The following is a 15,734-nucleotide window of genomic DNA, read 5'->3' as shown; positions in this document are numbered from 1 at the left end:
ATGGTCGGGCCCTACGCCGGCCAGTAGGTGCGCGCCCACGCCCGCGGCCCCGGCTGCTGTATCCGGTGCCGGGCGATACGGGCCGGATCGGACCATTCCTCGGGCGGCAGCGGCGGTCCTGACGGCTCGGCGACCGCAGCGGCGGCCCGCGCCTGGACCACCGCCACCGCGACGGCCAGTTCCTCCGGGGTCGGGTTTCCCCGTACGACCTTGATCATCGTCGAGCCCTTCGTAGGGGTAAGTGGCAGCCGTCCTAGAGCGGGATGTTGCCGTGCTTCTTGGGCGGCAGGGACTCCCGCTTCGTACGCAGCTGACGCAGCCCCCGCACGATGTGCCGACGGGTGTCCGACGGCATGATCACCGCGTCGACGTAGCCGCGCTCGGCCGCCACGTACGGGTTGAGCAGCGTGTCCTCGTACTCGGACATCAGACCGGCGCGGGTCGCCGCTGCCTCGTCGGGGTCTTCGACTGCCGCGATGGTGCGGCGGTGCAGGATGCTCACCGCGCCCTGCGCGCCCATCACCGCGATCTGCGCGGTGGGCCAGGCGACGTTCAGGTCGGCGCCCAGGTGCTTGGAGCCCATCACGTCGTACGCGCCGCCGAACGCCTTGCGGGTGATCACCGTGATCAGCGGGACCGTGGCCTCCGCGTACGCGAAGATCAGCTTGGCGCCGCGCCGGATGATGCCGCCGTACTCCTGGTCGACACCCGGGAGGAAGCCGGGCACGTCGACGAAGGTGATGACCGGGACGTTGAACGCGTCGCAGGTGCGGACGAACCGGGCTGCCTTCTCCGACGCGTTGATGTCCAGACAGCCCGCGAACTGCATCGGCTGGTTGGCGACGATGCCGACCGGGTGGCCCTCGACCCGGCCGAAGCCGGTGATGATGTTCGGCGCGAACAGGCTCTGGGTCTCCAGGAACTCACCGTCGTCCAGCACATGCTCGATGGCCGTGTGCATGTCGTACGGCTGGTTCGCGGAGTCCGGGACGAGCGTGTCCAGCTCCCGGTCCACGTCCGAGGTCTCCAGGTCCGCTTCCTCCGGGAAGACGGGTGCCTCGGAGAGATTGTTCGAAGGGAGGTAGGAGAGCAGCGACTTGACGTACTCGATCGCGTCCTTCTCGTCGCCCGCCATGTGGTGGGCCACACCGGACGTGGAGTTGTGCGTCCGGGCGCCGCCCAGCTCCTCGAAGCCGACGTCCTCACCGGTGACGGTCTTGATGACGTCGGGCCCGGTGATGAACATGTGCGAGGTCTGGTCGACCATCACCGTGAAGTCGGTGATCGCGGGGGAGTACACGGCGCCGCCCGCGCACGGGCCGACGATCAGGCTGATCTGCGGAATCACGCCCGACGCGTGCACGTTGCGGCGGAAGATCTCGCCGAACAGGCCGAGCGCGGCCACACCCTCCTGGATGCGCGCGCCACCGCCGTCGTTGATCCCGATGACCGGGCAGCCGGTCTTCATGGCGAAGTCCATGACCTTGATGATCTTCTCGCCGTACACCTCGCCGAGCGAGCCGCCGAAGATGGTGAAGTCCTGCGAGTACACGCAGACCGGGCGGCCGTCGACCGTGCCGTAGCCGGTCACCACGCCGTCACCGTACGGGCGGTTCTTCTCGATGCCGAAGTTGGTGGAGCGATGCCGGGCGAACTCGTCCAGCTCCGTGAACGACCCCTCGTCGAGAAGTAGTTCCACCCGCTCACGGGCTGTCAGCTTGCCCTTGGCATGCTGCTTCTCCACCGCGCGCGCCGAACCGGCGTGTGTCGCCTCTTCGATGCGGTGCTGGAGATCCGCCAGCTTCCCCGCGGTGGTGTGGACGTTGATCTCTTCCGGCTCGGACATCGGGATGCGGCTCCCTGGGTGTTCAGGCGTCTGACAGGGCGTTTTCGGCTTCTGGCACGTAAGCGTATCGGCGCTGGTGCGCCTCGGCAGTGCGTCGTTTGCCACACCTACTCTGGGTTGCATGACGTCATCCGATGTACCTGACAACCGCTGGTCGGATCTGGAACGCCCGCCGCTGAACGCGCCGGCCCTGCGCCGCGCGCTGGTGCGGCCGGGGTCCCTGTGGACCTCACTCGACGTGGTCGCGACCACCGGGTCCACCAACTCCGACCTCGTGGCGCGGGCCGCCGGACTGGACGAGGGAGCGGTGCTGGTCGCCGAGGAACAGAGCGCGGCGCGCGGGCGGCTGGACCGCAGCTGGTCGGCGCCCGCGCGTTCCGGGCTCTTCTTCTCCGTACTCCTGCGGCCCGCCCCCCGGGTCCCGGCCGAGCGCTGGGGATGGCTGCCGCTGCTCACCGGTGTCGCCGTGGCCACCGGCCTCTCCCGGGCGGCGGGGGTCGACACCGCGCTGAAGTGGCCGAACGACCTGCTCGTCACGGTCCCCCAGGACTCCGGGACGCTCCGTCCGGGGGAGGCCCCGTCCGGCGCGGAGCGCAAGGCGGGCGGCATCCTCGCCGAACGCACCGCGGACGGCGCGGTCGTGGTCGGTGTCGGCCTCAACGTCTCGCTCCGGGAGGAGGAACTGCCCGTCCCCACCGCTGGCTCACTGGCCCTCGCCGGCGCGGTCTCCACCGACCGGGACCCCCTGCTGCGTTCCGTGCTGCGCTCGCTCGAACAGTGGTACGGGGAGTGGCGTGAGGCGGACGGCGACCCGGCCGCCTCGCGGCTCCAGGAGGCGTACGCGGCGGGCTGCTCGACCCTGGGCCGCACCGTACGGGCCGAGCTGCCCGGTGACACCTCGCTGACCGGGGAGGCGGTCGCCGTCGACGGTGACGGCCGGCTGGTGCTGGCCACGGAGGACGGGGTGCAGCCGGTCGGCGCGGGTGACATCGTGCACCTGCGGCCGGCCTGAGGCCCGAATGCCCTGGGGCCCGAATAGCGGACGGAGTCATTCACCCGACCGGTCCGAACTGCGCCAGGCACGTGAGCTACGGCACACCTGCCGTATGGTTGAGGCGATCCGCGGGCAGATCAGCACGGAGCGTCAGCCAGATCGGCAGGGCAGTGCGCAGGGAATGGGCAGGAGGCGGCAGGTGACCGTCGACAACATCTCGTCGGGCGCGGACGAGGAGCCCCCTTTCTCTCCGTACCGCACCCCCCACCATGAGGTCGATCACACCGCGGAGCCGACCAGCGATCCGCTCGCGATCCGTCTTGAGCAGCTGATCCTCGGCGCCGACCGCCGCTACACCCCCTTCCAGGCCGCGCGTACGGCCGGTGTATCGATGGAGCTCGCCTCCCGTTTCTGGCGGGCGATGGGCTTCCCGGACATCGGCCAGGCCAAGGCGCTCACCGAGGCGGACGTCCTGGCGCTGCGCCGGCTGGCCGGACTCGTCGAGGCGGGGCTGCTGAGCGAGCCGATGGCCGTGCAGGTCGCGCGGTCCACCGGCCAGACCACCGCCCGGCTCGCCGAGTGGCAGATCGACTCCTTCCTGGCCGGTCTCACCGAGCCGCCCGAGCCGGGGATGAGCCGCACCGAGGTCACGTATCCGCTGGTGGAGCTGTTGCTGCCGGAGCTGGAGGAGTTCCTGCGCTATGTGTGGCGGCGCCAGCTGGCGGCCGCAACCGGCCGGGTCGTGCAGGTCGCGGACGACGAGGAGATGGTCGACCGCAGGCTCGCGGTGGGCTTCGCCGACCTCGTCGGTTTCACCCGGCTGACCCGGCGCCTGGAGGAGGAGGAGCTCGGTGAGCTGGTCGAGGCCTTCGAGACGACCTGCGCCGACCTGGTCGCCGCGCACGGCGGCCGGCTCATCAAGACCCTCGGCGACGAGGTGCTGTACGCGGCGGACGACGCGGGTACCGCGGCCGAGATCGCGCTGCGGCTCATCGAGACCATGGGCAACGACGAGACCATGCCGGAACTGCGGGTCGGTATCGCCTTCGGCACCGTCACGACCCGGATGGGCGATGTGTTCGGCACGACGGTGAACCTGGCATCGCGGCTCACCTCGATAGCTCCCAAGGACACGGTCCTGGTGGACGGCGCGCTCGCCGAGGAGCTGGGGCGCCACGGTGATGCCCCGGTCTCCGAGTCGGAGGCGGCGGCCGAGACCGAGCGCGCCGAGAAGAGCGGCGAGGAGCCGCCCGTCTACCGCTTCGCCCTGCAGCCGATGTGGCAGCGGCCGGTGCGCGGGCTGGGCGTGGTCGAACCGTGGCTGCTCACCCGCCGTACGACATGAGCACGGACCCGGCCGCCGCCAGGGGCTGACGCCCGCCGGGTCCGCTGGCTATCGTGCGCGGATGACCTCAGAAATCTCAGATACTGGTACGGACGCGGCGGCCGAGCAGCGGTTCGGCGAGTACGTCGTCGTGCGTCGGCACGGCCATGTCGCCGAACTGGTCCTGGACCGGCCCAAGGCGATGAACGCCGTGTCGACCGCGATGGCACGGTCGATCGCGGCGGCCTGCGACGCGCTGGCGGCGGACCCTTCGGCGCGGACCGTGGTGGTGACCTCCACCCACGACCGGGCCTTCTGCGTGGGCGCCGACCTGAAGGAGCGCAACTCCCTCACGGACGCCGAGCTGGTGCGCCAGCGCCCCACGGCGCGCGCCGCGTACACCGGCGTACTGGAGCTGCCGATGCCCACTGTGGCCGCCGTGCACGGCTTCGCGCTGGGCGGCGGGTTCGAGCTGGCCCTGGCCTGCGATCTGATCGTCGCTGACGCGACCGCCGTGGTGGGGCTGCCCGAGGTGTCGGTCGGTGTGATCCCCGGCGGCGGCGGTACGCAGCTGCTGCCGCGCCGGGTCGGCGCCGCCCGCGCGGCCGAGCTGGTGTTCAGCGCCCGGCGGGTGGAGTCGGCCGAGGCGCGGGAGCTGGGCCTGATCGACATCCTGGCCGACGACGCCAGGACCGGGGCGCTGGAGCTCGCGGGCCGGATCGCGGCGAACTCGCCGGTCGGGCTGCGGGCGGCCAAGCGGGCGTTGCGGCTGGGGCACGGCCTTGATCTGCGCGCCGGTCTTGAGGTCGAGGACGCGGCCTGGCGGTCGGTGGCCTTCTCCGGGGACCGGGCGGAGGGCGTGGCGGCCTTCAACGAGAAGCGGAAGCCGCAGTGGCCCGGGGAGTGAGGGCCTCCGGGGGCGGTCCCGTACGTACGCCCCTCACAGCCCGTGACGTATAACTACTCAAAAGCCGCAGATCGTCCTTAAGCTGATGCAATGGGTGACGATGTGCGGCTGCGGGCCGTGGTGATGCTGGCGCAGGCCATGGCGGCGGCGCACACCCCGCGTGCGTCCTGGCGGGCGGCGACGCTCGGCGCCTGTGAGGCGCTGGGCGGCAGTTTCGCCGCGCTCTCGGTGTGGGAGCGGGAGCTGGGCCGGCTCAAGGTGCTCGCCAATGTGGGGGAGCGCGCCGAGGACGAGGCCGAGTTCCCCGACGCCGAGACCTACCCGGTGAACCACTTCCCGGAGATCGCCGAATTCCTGCACGAGCGGTGGGCGAGCGGCGGCGAGCCCAACGCCTGGGTCGAGACGGCCGACGGGCCGGCGGAGTCGTCGGCGTCATCGGCCGGCTACTGCCACCAGCGGGTGGCCGCGCTGCGCAGACGGGGGCGCGGCAGCTGTGTGGTCGCGCCGATAGTGCTGCGCGGCCGGGCCTGGGGCGAGCTGTACGTGGCCAGGCCGGTGGGAACGCCGGGCTTCGGCCGGGCCGACGCGGACTTCGCCACGGTGCTGGCCGCGGTGGTGGCGGCCGGTCTCGCGCAGACCGAGCGCCTGGAGGAGGTCAGGAAGCTGGCCTTCACCGACCCGCTGACCGGGCTCGCCAACCGGCGCGCGGTCGACATCGGACTGGACGCCGCGGTGGAGCGGTTCCTGGCCGACGGGACGGTCGTCAGCCTGATGGTCTGCGACCTCAACGGCCTGAAGCAGGTCAACGACACCCATGGCCACGCCGTCGGCGACCGCCTCCTCGAACGCTTCGGCTCGGTCCTCTCGGTCTGCGGCGCGATGCTGCCCGGTGCGCTGGCGGCGCGGCTCGGCGGTGACGAGTTCTGCCTGCTCTCGGTGGGCCCGTCGGCGGACGCGGTGATCGCGGTCGCGGACGAGCTCTGTGTGCGGGCGGGTCAGCTGGAGCTCGGGGACGGGGTGGCCTGCGGGGTCGCGTCCACGGGCGATCCGATCGGGCCGCTGAAGTCCGCCCGCCGGCTGTTCCGGCTGGCGGACGCCGCGCAGTACCGGGCGAAGGCCGCCCGGTCACCGAACCCGGTGGTGGCGGGGCGCGACGGTGCGGTGATGCGGCTGGCCGACACACCTCCGCCGGCCGGCGACCGGCGCCGCCTGCGGGGCAAGCGGCCGGACTCCGGCGCGTAACTCCGGTACGTAACTCCGGTACGTGAAGGGGCGCACCCCGGCATTGACGGCGACGGTTTGGATTTCAGTGGCCCGGTCGGGGCCGCTGAGAGGGGCCGCCGAGACGTGACCGGGGCGCCGGCCCGACGCGCGGGTCCGCCGGTCAGCCGGTGTGGGTCCGGCGCGCGTAGACGACTGAGGCCGCCCCGATTCCCAGGAACAGCGATCCGCCGACCACGTACCCGGTGGTGTCCGTCCTCCCGGCCACCGCCGGGAGCGCGGCGGTGTGCCGCTGCGCCTGATGTGCGGGGGCGTCGCCGGACCGCTGATCGTCCGTGGTGTGTGCCGACGGCACGAACCACAGGGCGCAGAGCAGGGCCCCCGCCGATGCGGCGGTCAACAGCGGCCGGCGGGCTGACACAGGATCGATCTCCCTTACTGCAAAGCTGAATTGGCGCTCCTGCGCGCTGATGCTAGTGAAAGCAGCGGGTCGCAGGAAAGTCGCGGACGTGAAGAGCCTTACGCTCCGTCGCATGACCATCGAAGAAACATCCCGCTATGTACGTCTCAAGGTCGAATTGGTGCTGCAGGTGCACGACGCCCCCGCGCTCTGTGAGGCCGCTCTCGAACGGATCGCGGACGACGCGGAAGGGGCGCAGCCCGGCATGTTCGGTGAGGACCGTACGCATGCCGACGCCGCCGTCAGGGAAGACGCTGCAGAAGCGGTCGCCCACCTGGTGGACCCGCTCGACCTGCTCGGCGAGGTGCCGGGGGTCGAGCTCGTCCAGGCCGGGTGGTCGAGCGAGCAGATCGACTACGACCCCGATTCGCTGGAATGGGACCTGGACGAGGAAGATGAGGCGGACGACGGGGTGGAAGCGACTCCGTAACTCCGTTGTGTGACAGGGCGTCCATGTGGCAGGCCGCCTGTGTGACAAGGCGTCCACGGGGGTAGCAGAACGGGATCCCGGAGTGCGGACACCGCACTCCGGGGGCCGTGCACCGGAGCCGAGGGGCTTCCGGATCTGCACGTGTTGTTTCACACATCTTCACCGGATGGGGAACCGACACATCGGTGCAGATGTTCTTGAAGGACAGACGTTCTTGAAGGGCAGTGCGGGCACAAGGCAGTGCGGGCACACAGTCACGGCGCTCAAGGTGACCTGCTCGGGGATTTTCGGGGTATTCGGCAACGATGGAGAAGCGTGTGATGACGGAAAGTAGGCGGCGCAAGGGCCTGATGGCTGCGTCCGCTCTGCTCGGCGGCGTACTGGTGCTGTCGGCCTGCAGTGGTGGGGACAGCAAGGCCGGCGGCTCGGACAGCGCGAAGAAGTCCTCGCAGAGCGCGGTCGACGCGGCGGCGGCGCAGGACACGTCCGACGCCCGAATAGCGATCACGCCCAAGAGCGGTGCCGACAACGCGGGCATCAACAAGGACGCCAAGGTCGCTGTCACCTCGGGCAAGCTGACCCAGGTCGCGATGACCAGCACCACGGGCACGACGGTCAAGGGCACCATCTCGGCCGACGGCGCCAGCTGGAAGCCGGACGCCCCGCTGGAGCGCTCGACCACGTACAAGATCGCTGTCACGGCCAAGGACGCCAAGGGCCGTCAGGCGCACGAGAACTCGTCGTTCACGACGGTCTCGCCGGCGCACAGCTTCATCGGCAACTTCACGCCCGAGGACGGTTCGACCGTCGGCGTCGGTATGCCGGTCTCGATCAACTTCGACAAGGCGATCACCAACAAGAAGGCCGTCCAGGACGCCGTCAAGGTGACGTCGAGCAGCGGTCAGGAGGTCGTCGGCCACTGGTTCAGCTCCACGCGCCTGGACCTCCGCCCCGACCAGTACTGGAAGGAAGGGTCGACCGTCACGATGAAGCTGGCCCTGGACGGGGTCGAGGGCGCCAGCGGCGTCACCGGCGTCCAGGACAAGACCGTCAGCTTCAAGATCGGCCGCAACCAGGTCTCCATCGTGGACGCCGCGGCGCACACGATGAAGGTCACCCAGGACGGCAAGACGATCAAGACCATCCCGATCTCGGCCGGCTCCCCCGAGCACACCACGTACAACGGCCAGATGGTGATCTCGGAGAAGTACAAGCAGACCCGGATGGACGGCTCCACGGTCGGCTTCACCAACGCCGACGGCAAGGGCGAGTACGACATCAAGGACGTCCCGCACGCCATGCGGCTGTCCAGCTCCGGCACCTTCATCCACGGCAACTACTGGGGTGCCAAGTCCCTCTTCGGCTCCTCGAACACCAGCCACGGCTGTGTCGGGCTCTCCGACACCAAGGGCGCCAACGACCCGAACACCTCGGCCGCGTGGTTCTACAGCCACTCGCTCATCGGTGACGTGGTCGTCGTGAAGAACTCCCACGACAAGACGATCCAGCCGGACAACGGCCTCAACGGCTGGAACATGAACTGGTCGGCGTGGAAGGCCGGTTCGCAGGCCTGACCGTACCGGGCGCGAGCCCACCCCGTCCCCGTACGACGGCGGCCCCTCCCTTGCGGACGGGCCGCCGTCGGCGTTCCGGCTTCTCATCGGGCTCTCACGCCGGCCTTGTCCAGCCATCAGGTGCTCTGAGCTCCCGCGGCTGGCGGCCCGAAAAACTGGCGGGCCGCCCGGCCCGGGTGCTCCCGGCCAGGTTCCGGGCTGTCCCCGGCAGCAGTACGGCTGGGTTCGGGCTGATCCTCTGGAAACCCTCAAGTCCCTTGCCACACGAAGGGCACGACCGGCACGGTGATCCACATGGCAGCCTTTGCAGGACTGAGCAGGAAGCACGACGTCGTGCCGGTCATCAGGGACGCGGACGTGGTCGCAATGGCCCTGCGTGAGGCGCTGGCCGAGGCATCGCCCGAGGAGCGCCCAGGTCTGGAACGGGCCGCCGCGCTCGTGGAGTCCACCGCCGCAGCCACCGAGGGCCGGCTGCGTGCCCGCTGGGTCCGCTCCCGGCTGGCCGCCGTCGGTTTCACCGGAGACATCGCCTCGGTCGCGGCAGTCAAGGCGCTGCGCCAGGCGGAGCCGAAACTGAGCCTGTGGGTGGCGGTGCAGCTGCAGAAGGAAGCGCTGGACCTTCCGGAGTGATCCGGCACGCTCGATCTGTCGGCGTTCGAGGCCGGATACCGCATCAGTTGCCCTCGTAGGCCGTGTCCGCCGGGCGGGCCCGCACGGGGCCCCGGTCCGGGCCGGGGCCGCGTGGCGGCGCGCCAGGTCCGGCTCGCGGGAGGAGGCCGGACCTAATCTGTCGGCGCGCCCAGAAACAGCCGTTCCGCCCGGGAGAGCCGCATGACCGTCGAGTACATCCGTTACCTGGTTCCCGAGGACCGGACCGCCGAGTTCGAGGCGGCCTACGCGCGGGCCGCCGTCCCGCTCGCCCGGTCCGAGTACTGCGCCGACTACGAACTGTCGCGCTGCACCGAGGAGCCGGCCGCCTACATCCTGCGCATCACCTGGACCTCGGCCGAGGACCATACCGACCGCTTCCGGGGCAGCGAGGAGTTCAGGGCCTTCTTCGCCGAGATCCGGCCCTACGTCGAGCAGATCGAGGAGATGCGCCACTACGAGCCGACGGCGGTGCACGGCACGGGCGCCGCGGTGCCCACCCTCTACGCGTGGGCCGGCGGTGGCGAGGCGCTGCTGCGGCTGACCGAGGCGTTCTACGTGCATGTGCTCGAGGACGGGCTCATCGGCCCCCTCTTCGCCGGGATGTCCGCCGACCACCCCGCCCATGTGGCCCTCTGGCTCGGTGAGGTCTTCGGCGGCCCCGCCGAGTACACCGAACACCACGGCGGCTACCCCGCGATGCTCGGCCACCACCTGGGCCGGAACATCAGCGAGCCGCAGCGCCGCCGCTGGATCTCGCTGCTGATGGACGCGGCCGACGAGGTGGGGCTGCCGGACGACCCCGAGTTCAGGTCGGCGTTCGCCGCCTATATCGAGTGGGGCACCCGGCTGGCCGTCGCCAACTCCGCGCCGGGCGCCGAACCGCCGCGCCGCGCGCCCGTACCGCACTGGGGCTGGGGGGGCGCGCAGCCGTACCGGCCGTGAGCCGGGCGCCCGCACCGGGCCGTGGCGTACGGTCCACACCCGTACGGCCCACACCCGTACGGTCCGCACCGGGGCGCGGTGCGGCGCCTACCGGCTGAGGTGCGGTGTCTCGTCCACGCCCCAGGACGCCAGCAGCCGCAGCGCCTCCACCGAGTCCGAGCCCGGCTCCGCGTGGTAGGCGATCAGGCTCTGGTCCTGGTCGCCCGGCAGATTCAGCGTCTCGTACGTCAGCGTCAGCGCGCCCACCAGCGGATGGTGCAGCCGCTTCGCACAGTGGCCCTTGTCCCGCACGGTGTGCGCCGCCCACAGCACCCGGAACTCGTCGCTCTTGACCGACAGCTCACCCACCAGCGCCGACAGCTGCGGATCGTCGGGGAAGCAGCCCGCGAACAACCGGAGGGTGCCCACTATCTCGGCGGCCACACACTCCCACTCGGTGAACAGATCACGGGAGTTGGGGTCGAGGAACACGATCCGCGCCATATTGCGCTCCTCGGGCGGCAGCGCCGTGAAGTCGCCGAACAGCGCCCGCGCCAGCCGGTTCGAGCCGAGGATGTCCATCCGCCGCCCCAGGACGTACGCCGGCACACCGTCCATCGCGTCCATCAGATGCTGGAGCTCGGGCCGCATCCGCTGGGGCCTGGCCGCAGCGGCCCGCTTCTTCCGGGGCTTCGGCCCCGCCAGGTGCGTCAGATGCGCGCTCTCCGCGTCCGAGAGCCGCAGCGCCTGCGCCACGGAGTCCAGGACATCGCTGGAGACATTGCTGCCGTGGCCCTGTTCGAGCCGCGTGTAGTACGCCACGGACACCCCGGCGAGCTGCGCCAGCTCCTCGCGCCGCAGCCCGGGGACCCTGCGGTGCCTGCCCAGCGCGGGCAGGCCCACGTCCTGCGGCTGGAGGCGGGCCCGGCGGGAACGGAGGAATTCACTGAGTTCGGCACGCTGGTCCATGCGTCCAGTATCCGTGGTCGTACGCGGAGCATCCTGACCCTGCCAGTGGTACGCACAGTGGACGTAGGCACAGCAGGGAGACGGCAGGCTGTGTATGAACGCTGAACCATCAGGCAGGCTGGAGCGACCACCCTATTTTCCTGAGGAGAACGTTTCCGGATGACTGTCACCACCGTCGCCGCGTACGCCGCCCCCGCCCCGAAGGCCCCGCTGGAGCGCACCACCGTGCCGCGGCGGCCGGTCGGCGAGCACGATGTACTGATCGACATCAAGTTCGCCGGTATCTGCCACTCCGACATCCACCAGGCCCGGGACGGCTGGGGCGAGGGCATCTTCCCGATGGTTCCCGGTCACGAGATCGCCGGAATCGTCGCGGAGGTCGGCCCCGGGGTCACCAGGTTCGCCGTCGGCGACCGGGTCGGTGTCGGCTGCATGGTCGACTCCTGCCGGGAGTGCGACAACTGCAAGGCCGGTCTTGAGCAGTACTGCGCCAACGGCAACATCGGCACGTACAACGCCCTCGACAAGCAGGGCGAGCCCACCTACGGCGGCTACTCCACGCACATCGTCGTCGACGAGAACTACACCCTGCGCATCCCCGAGGGCATCGGGCTCGACGTGGCCGCGCCGCTGCTCTGCGCCGGGATCACCACGTACTCGCCGCTCGCCCACTGGAACGCCGGCCCCGGCAAGAAAGTCGCCATCGTCGGCCTGGGCGGTCTCGGTCACATGGGTGTCAAGATCGCGCACGCGATGGGCGCCGACGTGACCGTACTGAGCCAGTCGCTGCGCAAGCAGGAGGACGGGCTGAAGCTGGGTGCCGACCACTACTACGCCACCAGCGACCCGAAGACCTTCGACGAGCTGCGGGGCACCCTGGACCTGATCATCTCCACGGTCTCCGCGCCGCTCCCGCTCGACTCGTATCTGAGCCTGCTCAAGACGGACGGCGCGATGGTCAACGTCGGCGCCCCCGAGGAGCCCGTCTCGCTCAACCTGTTCTCGGTGATCGGCGGCCGCAAGACCCTCGCGGGCTCCGGCATCGGCGGCATCCGTGAGACCCAGGAGATGCTGGACTTCTGCGCCGAGCACGGCTTCGGCGCGGAGATCGAGGTGATCGGCGCCGACCGGATCAACGAGGCGTACGAGCGTGTGATCAGCAGCGATGTGCGCTACCGCTTCGTGATCGACACCGCGACGATCTGAGCCGTCGCCGGCCTCCCCGCTGCCTCCCGGGCCGCGGCCCGGGAGGCAGTGGCGGATGCGGAACAGCAGAGCCCGTTCAGTCCGCCCGGTCCACCAGCGCGCGGTAGCCGGAGCCGAGCCGGTAGTCGCCAGGGTGCCGCACCGTAAGACCGGTCCACTTCCCGCGCCGGTGCACCGAACCGCCGCCGCTCGCCCGCAGCCAGGGCGAGTACGCGATCCGTACCGTCACCGTCCCCGGCCGCGGCACATGCACCACCAGCCGTGCGTCGCCGCCGCTCACGACGCTCGCGGGTGCCTCCACCAGCGGCGTCGCACCGCGCACCCGGTAGATCCGCCAGTGCGCGTCGTGCCAGACCGGCTGGAGCCAGTGCGGCCGTGACCGTACGAGAGCGGCCTCCGCCTCAGCCGGGCCGTCGGGGCGGCCGTCGTGCAGCACGACGTAACCGACCGCGAACCGGTCCAGCCAGGCCCGGTACGTGGTGGCGGTCAGCGACCCGTCGTAGAAGAGCCGCCCGCGCTCCACGTCGAGCTGGCGGTTCCAGCCGCGGGCCATGTTCACGTGCGGGGCGAGCAGGGTGGCCTCGCGGTGGTCGCGGGCGGGCACCACCTCGACCCGGGTGCGGTCGGCGCGCAGCCCGTCCAGCGCGGCGACGACCCCCTTCGTGTCGGCGGCCCAGGCGGGCACGGTGGTGGAGACCCGCAGATCGTCGGCGGTCTTGTCGGCGAGCCAGTAGCAGTTGAGGCAGAGCGCGGCGACCAGTACGGCGCACCGCGCCCGGGCGCGCTCGGCGAGTACCGCGACCAGCAGCACGACCGGCCCCACCAGACCGACGAGCCGCTCCACGTTCGTCCCGATGGGAGAGGGGATCAGATACGTCAGGACGACGCCGACGCCGTACACCAGCGCGCTGTACCGGACGAGCCGGTGCCGCGCGGCGACCCCCAGCGCGGCGCACGCGACCAGCGGCATCCAGAGCTTCCCGGCGGCCATCGGCTGCTCGCCCCGGAACGGGAAGGCCAGCGTCGTCGCGGCGACCACCAGGAACGGCGGCAGCGCGAGCGCCAGCGCCCTGCGCCACTGCCGGTCGAGCAGCAGGGCGCCCGCCAGGACCACCAGGAACAGCCCGGCGACCGGACTCGCCATGGTCGCCAGCGCCGCGCACACGGGCGCCGCGACCCGGCGCTCCAGCCACAGCACGGCAAGCAGCCCGATGGCCACCCCCACCGCGAAGGTGGTCCGTCCGGACGCGACGTTGCACCAGAGCGCGAGCGCACCGAGCACCGCCGGCGCGAGCGGCCACCGCACGCCGGTGCGCACGACGAGACGGGAGAGCACCCAGGTCCCGCCCAGCCCGGCCAGTACGGAGACGGTCCTGGCGCCGCACCAGGCCATCAGATACGGCGTCAGCAGGCTGTAGTTGGCGGTGTGGGTCCCGCCGTACCAGAACAGGTTGTACGCCGAGGCCGGATGCCGGGACGCGAAACCGGCCCAGGCGAACTGGGCGGCCAGATCCCCGCCCCCGGTGGCCAGCACCGCCGCCCACACCGCGTACAGCGGAAGGACGCAGCCGGTGGCCACCAGCGGCACGAACCACCACCGTCCGGAAAGCCGTCCGGAAAGCCGTCCGGGCTCCGTTCCTGAAGTCCCTCCGGAACGGAGCCCGTCCGGATCTCCGGACCGTGTGTTCCCCCCGGCGCGCAGCCGGACAACGCTCTCAGTTATCCCCACAGGGAAACCGTAGGGCCTGTCGTCAAAGTGCCGCCTGTGTTTCCAGGTCACTTCGGATCGCGGGTCACTTCAGTGCGCTGCCGGCCGTCCACTTGTCCCAGGAGAGGTTCCAGCCGTTGATGCCGTTGTCCGGGGAGACGTTGCCGCCGCCCGCGGAGTTCTTCACGATGACCACGTCACCGATCAGCGAGTTGGTGTAGAACCAGCCGGCCGGGGTCGAGGTGTCCGTACCGCCCTGCGCGTCCCGCATACCGACGCAGCCATGGCTGGTGGCCTGCGCGCCGAACGTGCTCGGCGCCGCCCAGTAGTTCCCGTGGATGAAGGTCCCCGAACGCGTCAGCCGCTGTGCGTGCGGCACGTCCGGGATGTTGTACTCGCTGCCGAGCCCGACCGTCGTGCTGTCCATCTTGGTCTGCTGGGCCTGCTCCGAGATCACCATCGTGCCGTTGTAGGTGCCGTGGGCGGGGGAGCCGCTGGAGACCGGGATGGTCTTGAGCTCGCTGCCGTCGCGCACCACGGTCATCGACTGCTTCGCCGCGTCCACGGTGGAGATCTGCGACCGCCCGACGGTGAACGAGAACGATTTGTCCTGCACCCCGTACACACCGGGGGAGACCTCGACGCCGGCCAGCTTCAGCCGTACCTCCACGACCGACCCGGGCGTCCAGTACTCCTTCGGCCGGAAGTCCAGCCGCTGCGGGTTGAACCAGTGGCCCACGGCCTCCTCGCCGCCGCTCGATGTGATGCTGACGGCCGATTCGACGGCCTTCTCGTTCTTCACCGGCTTGTCGAGGCTGAAGGAGACCTCCATGCCGACACCGACCTTGGTGCTGGGCTCGGGGGTGAAGAACGCGATCACCGAATTGGCCTCGGAGACGGTGGTGAAGTGGGCGATCTTCGCCAGGGTCTTGCCGCCCGGGTCCTTGGCCTTCGCGGTGAGCACGTACGGCGTGCCGCGGTCCAGGCCCTTCCCCGGCCGCCAGGAGCCCTTGGACGCGGCCATCTCACCCGGAACGGCCCGGCCGGTGTTCTGGTCCGTCAGGGTGACCGAGGTCAGGGTGCCGTTCTCGACGGCGGCCTGGATGTCCGCGGTGTTGATGCCGACGTTCTTGGCCCCGTCGCCGGGTGTGGTGCTGAGGCGGGCCCGGGGCGTACTCGTACTGGTGGGCGTCGGGGTCTTCTTACCGCTGCTGCCGCCGGACCCTGTGGAGCAGGCGGCGAGCGCCAGCGCCCCGATGCTGAGGAGGGCCAGGAGGACAGCCCATCGGATCCGTATGCGGCTGATCGGTATCAAAGCTCTCGCCTCCACTGCGACGAGGAAGGGCGGCCAGGCGGATTGCCCGGACTTGGCGCGTCCTGTCGGTGTTTGGTTGCCTTTCGGCTGGCTTTCTCTCTGCAGTCTGCGGCAGCTGACGCGGAGTGACACTTCTGGTTGCGCCTACCGGGGGGTGCGCTGCCCCGGCGGGACTGTCAGTGGCAGCCGGTACGGTCACGGATCCCGG

The 15,734-nt window shown here is 70.7% G+C and carries 15 protein-coding genes; 9 read left to right on the top strand and 6 right to left on the bottom strand.

All coding sequences use genetic code 11. The annotated features are described in order from the left end of the window. Positions 1-11: 11 nt before the first annotated feature. The gene (locus tag OG210_RS09280) at positions 12-218 is read right to left on the bottom strand and encodes an acyl-CoA carboxylase subunit epsilon (RefSeq protein WP_328330611.1); all 207 of its coding nucleotides are present in this window, start codon (positions 216-218) and stop codon (positions 12-14) included. Positions 219-253: 35 nt separating this feature from the next. After that, complete coding sequence (locus tag OG210_RS09275) at positions 254-1,846, bottom strand: acyl-CoA carboxylase subunit beta (RefSeq protein ID WP_328330613.1); 1,593 nt, start codon at positions 1,844-1,846, stop codon at positions 254-256. A 121-nt stretch (positions 1,847-1,967) separates the two neighbouring features. On the opposite strand from OG210_RS09275, the gene OG210_RS09270 reads away from it, so the two are divergent. The 4 genes from OG210_RS09270 (at position 1,968) to OG210_RS09255 (ending at position 6,313) form a co-directional block, all read left to right on the top strand. After that, on the top strand, positions 1,968-2,858 hold the full coding sequence (locus OG210_RS09270; protein WP_328330615.1) for a biotin--[acetyl-CoA-carboxylase] ligase: 891 nt from the start codon (positions 1,968-1,970) through the stop codon (positions 2,856-2,858). Positions 2,859-3,021: 163 nt separating this feature from the next. Beyond that, a complete protein-coding gene (locus OG210_RS09265) occupies positions 3,022-4,185 on the top strand; it encodes an adenylate/guanylate cyclase domain-containing protein (RefSeq protein WP_371540221.1) in 1,164 nt (387 codons plus the stop codon). Positions 4,186-4,246: 61 nt separating this feature from the next. After that, a complete protein-coding gene (locus OG210_RS09260) occupies positions 4,247-5,071 on the top strand; it encodes an enoyl-CoA hydratase-related protein (protein WP_328330619.1) in 825 nt (274 codons plus the stop codon). 90 nt (positions 5,072-5,161) lie between these two features. Further along, on the top strand, positions 5,162-6,313 hold the full coding sequence (locus OG210_RS09255) for a GGDEF domain-containing protein (RefSeq protein WP_328330621.1): 1,152 nt from the start codon (positions 5,162-5,164) through the stop codon (positions 6,311-6,313). A 142-nt stretch (positions 6,314-6,455) separates the two neighbouring features. Here the strand turns inward: OG210_RS09255 and OG210_RS09250 are convergent, their stop codons facing one another. Then, complete coding sequence (locus OG210_RS09250) at positions 6,456-6,713, bottom strand: hypothetical protein (protein ID WP_328330623.1); 258 nt, start codon at positions 6,711-6,713, stop codon at positions 6,456-6,458. Positions 6,714-6,825: 112 nt separating this feature from the next. Between OG210_RS09250 and OG210_RS09245 the strand changes: the two genes are divergently transcribed. From OG210_RS09245 to OG210_RS09230, 4 genes are all read left to right on the top strand, one after another. Next, entirely contained in the window at positions 6,826-7,182 is a 357-nt protein-coding gene (locus OG210_RS09245; RefSeq protein ID WP_328330625.1) for a hypothetical protein, read from the top strand. Between the two features lie 305 nt (positions 7,183-7,487). Further along, the gene (locus OG210_RS09240) at positions 7,488-8,756 is read left to right on the top strand and encodes an Ig-like domain-containing protein (RefSeq protein ID WP_328330626.1); all 1,269 of its coding nucleotides are present in this window, start codon (positions 7,488-7,490) and stop codon (positions 8,754-8,756) included. A gap of 294 nt (positions 8,757-9,050) precedes the next feature. After that, a complete protein-coding gene (locus tag OG210_RS09235; RefSeq protein ID WP_328330628.1) occupies positions 9,051-9,386 on the top strand; it encodes a hypothetical protein in 336 nt (111 codons plus the stop codon). Between the two features lie 201 nt (positions 9,387-9,587). Further along, positions 9,588-10,349: an antibiotic biosynthesis monooxygenase gene (locus OG210_RS09230; protein ID WP_328330630.1), complete on the top strand. Its 762-nt coding sequence runs from the start codon at positions 9,588-9,590 to the stop codon at positions 10,347-10,349. 87 nt (positions 10,350-10,436) lie between these two features. Here the strand turns inward: OG210_RS09230 and OG210_RS09225 are convergent, their stop codons facing one another. Next, a complete protein-coding gene (locus tag OG210_RS09225) occupies positions 10,437-11,297 on the bottom strand; it encodes a helix-turn-helix transcriptional regulator (RefSeq protein WP_328330632.1) in 861 nt (286 codons plus the stop codon). 159 nt (positions 11,298-11,456) lie between these two features. On the opposite strand from OG210_RS09225, the gene OG210_RS09220 reads away from it, so the two are divergent. Beyond that, on the top strand, positions 11,457-12,503 hold the full coding sequence (locus tag OG210_RS09220) for an NAD(P)-dependent alcohol dehydrogenase (RefSeq protein ID WP_328330634.1): 1,047 nt from the start codon (positions 11,457-11,459) through the stop codon (positions 12,501-12,503). A gap of 76 nt (positions 12,504-12,579) precedes the next feature. Here OG210_RS09220 and OG210_RS09215 read toward each other — a convergent pair whose 3' ends face one another. Together OG210_RS09215 and OG210_RS09210 are read right to left on the bottom strand one after the other, a co-directional pair. Next, positions 12,580-14,091 carry a hypothetical protein gene (locus OG210_RS09215; RefSeq protein ID WP_328330636.1) on the bottom strand — a complete coding sequence of 504 codons (1,512 nt, stop codon included), beginning with the start codon at positions 14,089-14,091 and terminating at the stop codon, positions 12,580-12,582. 205 nt (positions 14,092-14,296) lie between these two features. Beyond that, positions 14,297-15,526 carry an Ig-like domain-containing protein gene (locus OG210_RS09210; protein ID WP_328330638.1) on the bottom strand — a complete coding sequence of 410 codons (1,230 nt, stop codon included), beginning with the start codon at positions 15,524-15,526 and terminating at the stop codon, positions 14,297-14,299. Positions 15,527-15,734 lie beyond the last annotated feature (208 nt).

It is taken from the genome of Streptomyces sp. NBC_00466 (assembly GCF_041433995.1).
GTDB lineage: Bacteria > Actinomycetota > Actinomycetes > Streptomycetales > Streptomycetaceae > Streptomyces.
The sequence above is the reverse complement of the archived record's forward strand: the minus strand, read 5'-3'. Positions and strand labels throughout refer to the sequence as shown.

What these genes read in the sequence shown, in the direction of transcription:
- OG210_RS09220 (WP_328330634.1), top strand. Translation starts at nt 11,457, where the DNA reads ATGACTGTCACCACCGTCGCCGCGTACGCCGCCCCCGCCCCGAAGGCC.
- OG210_RS09275 (WP_328330613.1), bottom strand. Translation starts at nt 1,846, where the DNA reads ATGTCCGAGCCGGAAGAGATCAACGTCCACACCACCGCGGGGAAGCTG.
- OG210_RS09260 (WP_328330619.1), top strand. Translation starts at nt 4,247, where the DNA reads ATGACCTCAGAAATCTCAGATACTGGTACGGACGCGGCGGCCGAGCAG.
- OG210_RS09270 (WP_328330615.1), top strand. Translation starts at nt 1,968, where the DNA reads ATGACGTCATCCGATGTACCTGACAACCGCTGGTCGGATCTGGAACGC.
- OG210_RS09265 (WP_371540221.1), top strand. Translation starts at nt 3,022, where the DNA reads ATGGGCAGGAGGCGGCAGGTGACCGTCGACAACATCTCGTCGGGCGCG.
- OG210_RS09255 (WP_328330621.1), top strand. Translation starts at nt 5,162, where the DNA reads ATGGGTGACGATGTGCGGCTGCGGGCCGTGGTGATGCTGGCGCAGGCC.
- OG210_RS09240 (WP_328330626.1), top strand. Translation starts at nt 7,488, where the DNA reads ATGGAGAAGCGTGTGATGACGGAAAGTAGGCGGCGCAAGGGCCTGATG.
- OG210_RS09235 (WP_328330628.1), top strand. Translation starts at nt 9,051, where the DNA reads ATGGCAGCCTTTGCAGGACTGAGCAGGAAGCACGACGTCGTGCCGGTC.
- OG210_RS09230 (WP_328330630.1), top strand. Translation starts at nt 9,588, where the DNA reads ATGACCGTCGAGTACATCCGTTACCTGGTTCCCGAGGACCGGACCGCC.
- OG210_RS09245 (WP_328330625.1), top strand. Translation starts at nt 6,826, where the DNA reads ATGACCATCGAAGAAACATCCCGCTATGTACGTCTCAAGGTCGAATTG.
- OG210_RS09225 (WP_328330632.1), bottom strand. Translation starts at nt 11,297, where the DNA reads ATGGACCAGCGTGCCGAACTCAGTGAATTCCTCCGTTCCCGCCGGGCC.
- OG210_RS09280 (WP_328330611.1), bottom strand. Translation starts at nt 218, where the DNA reads ATGATCAAGGTCGTACGGGGAAACCCGACCCCGGAGGAACTGGCCGTC.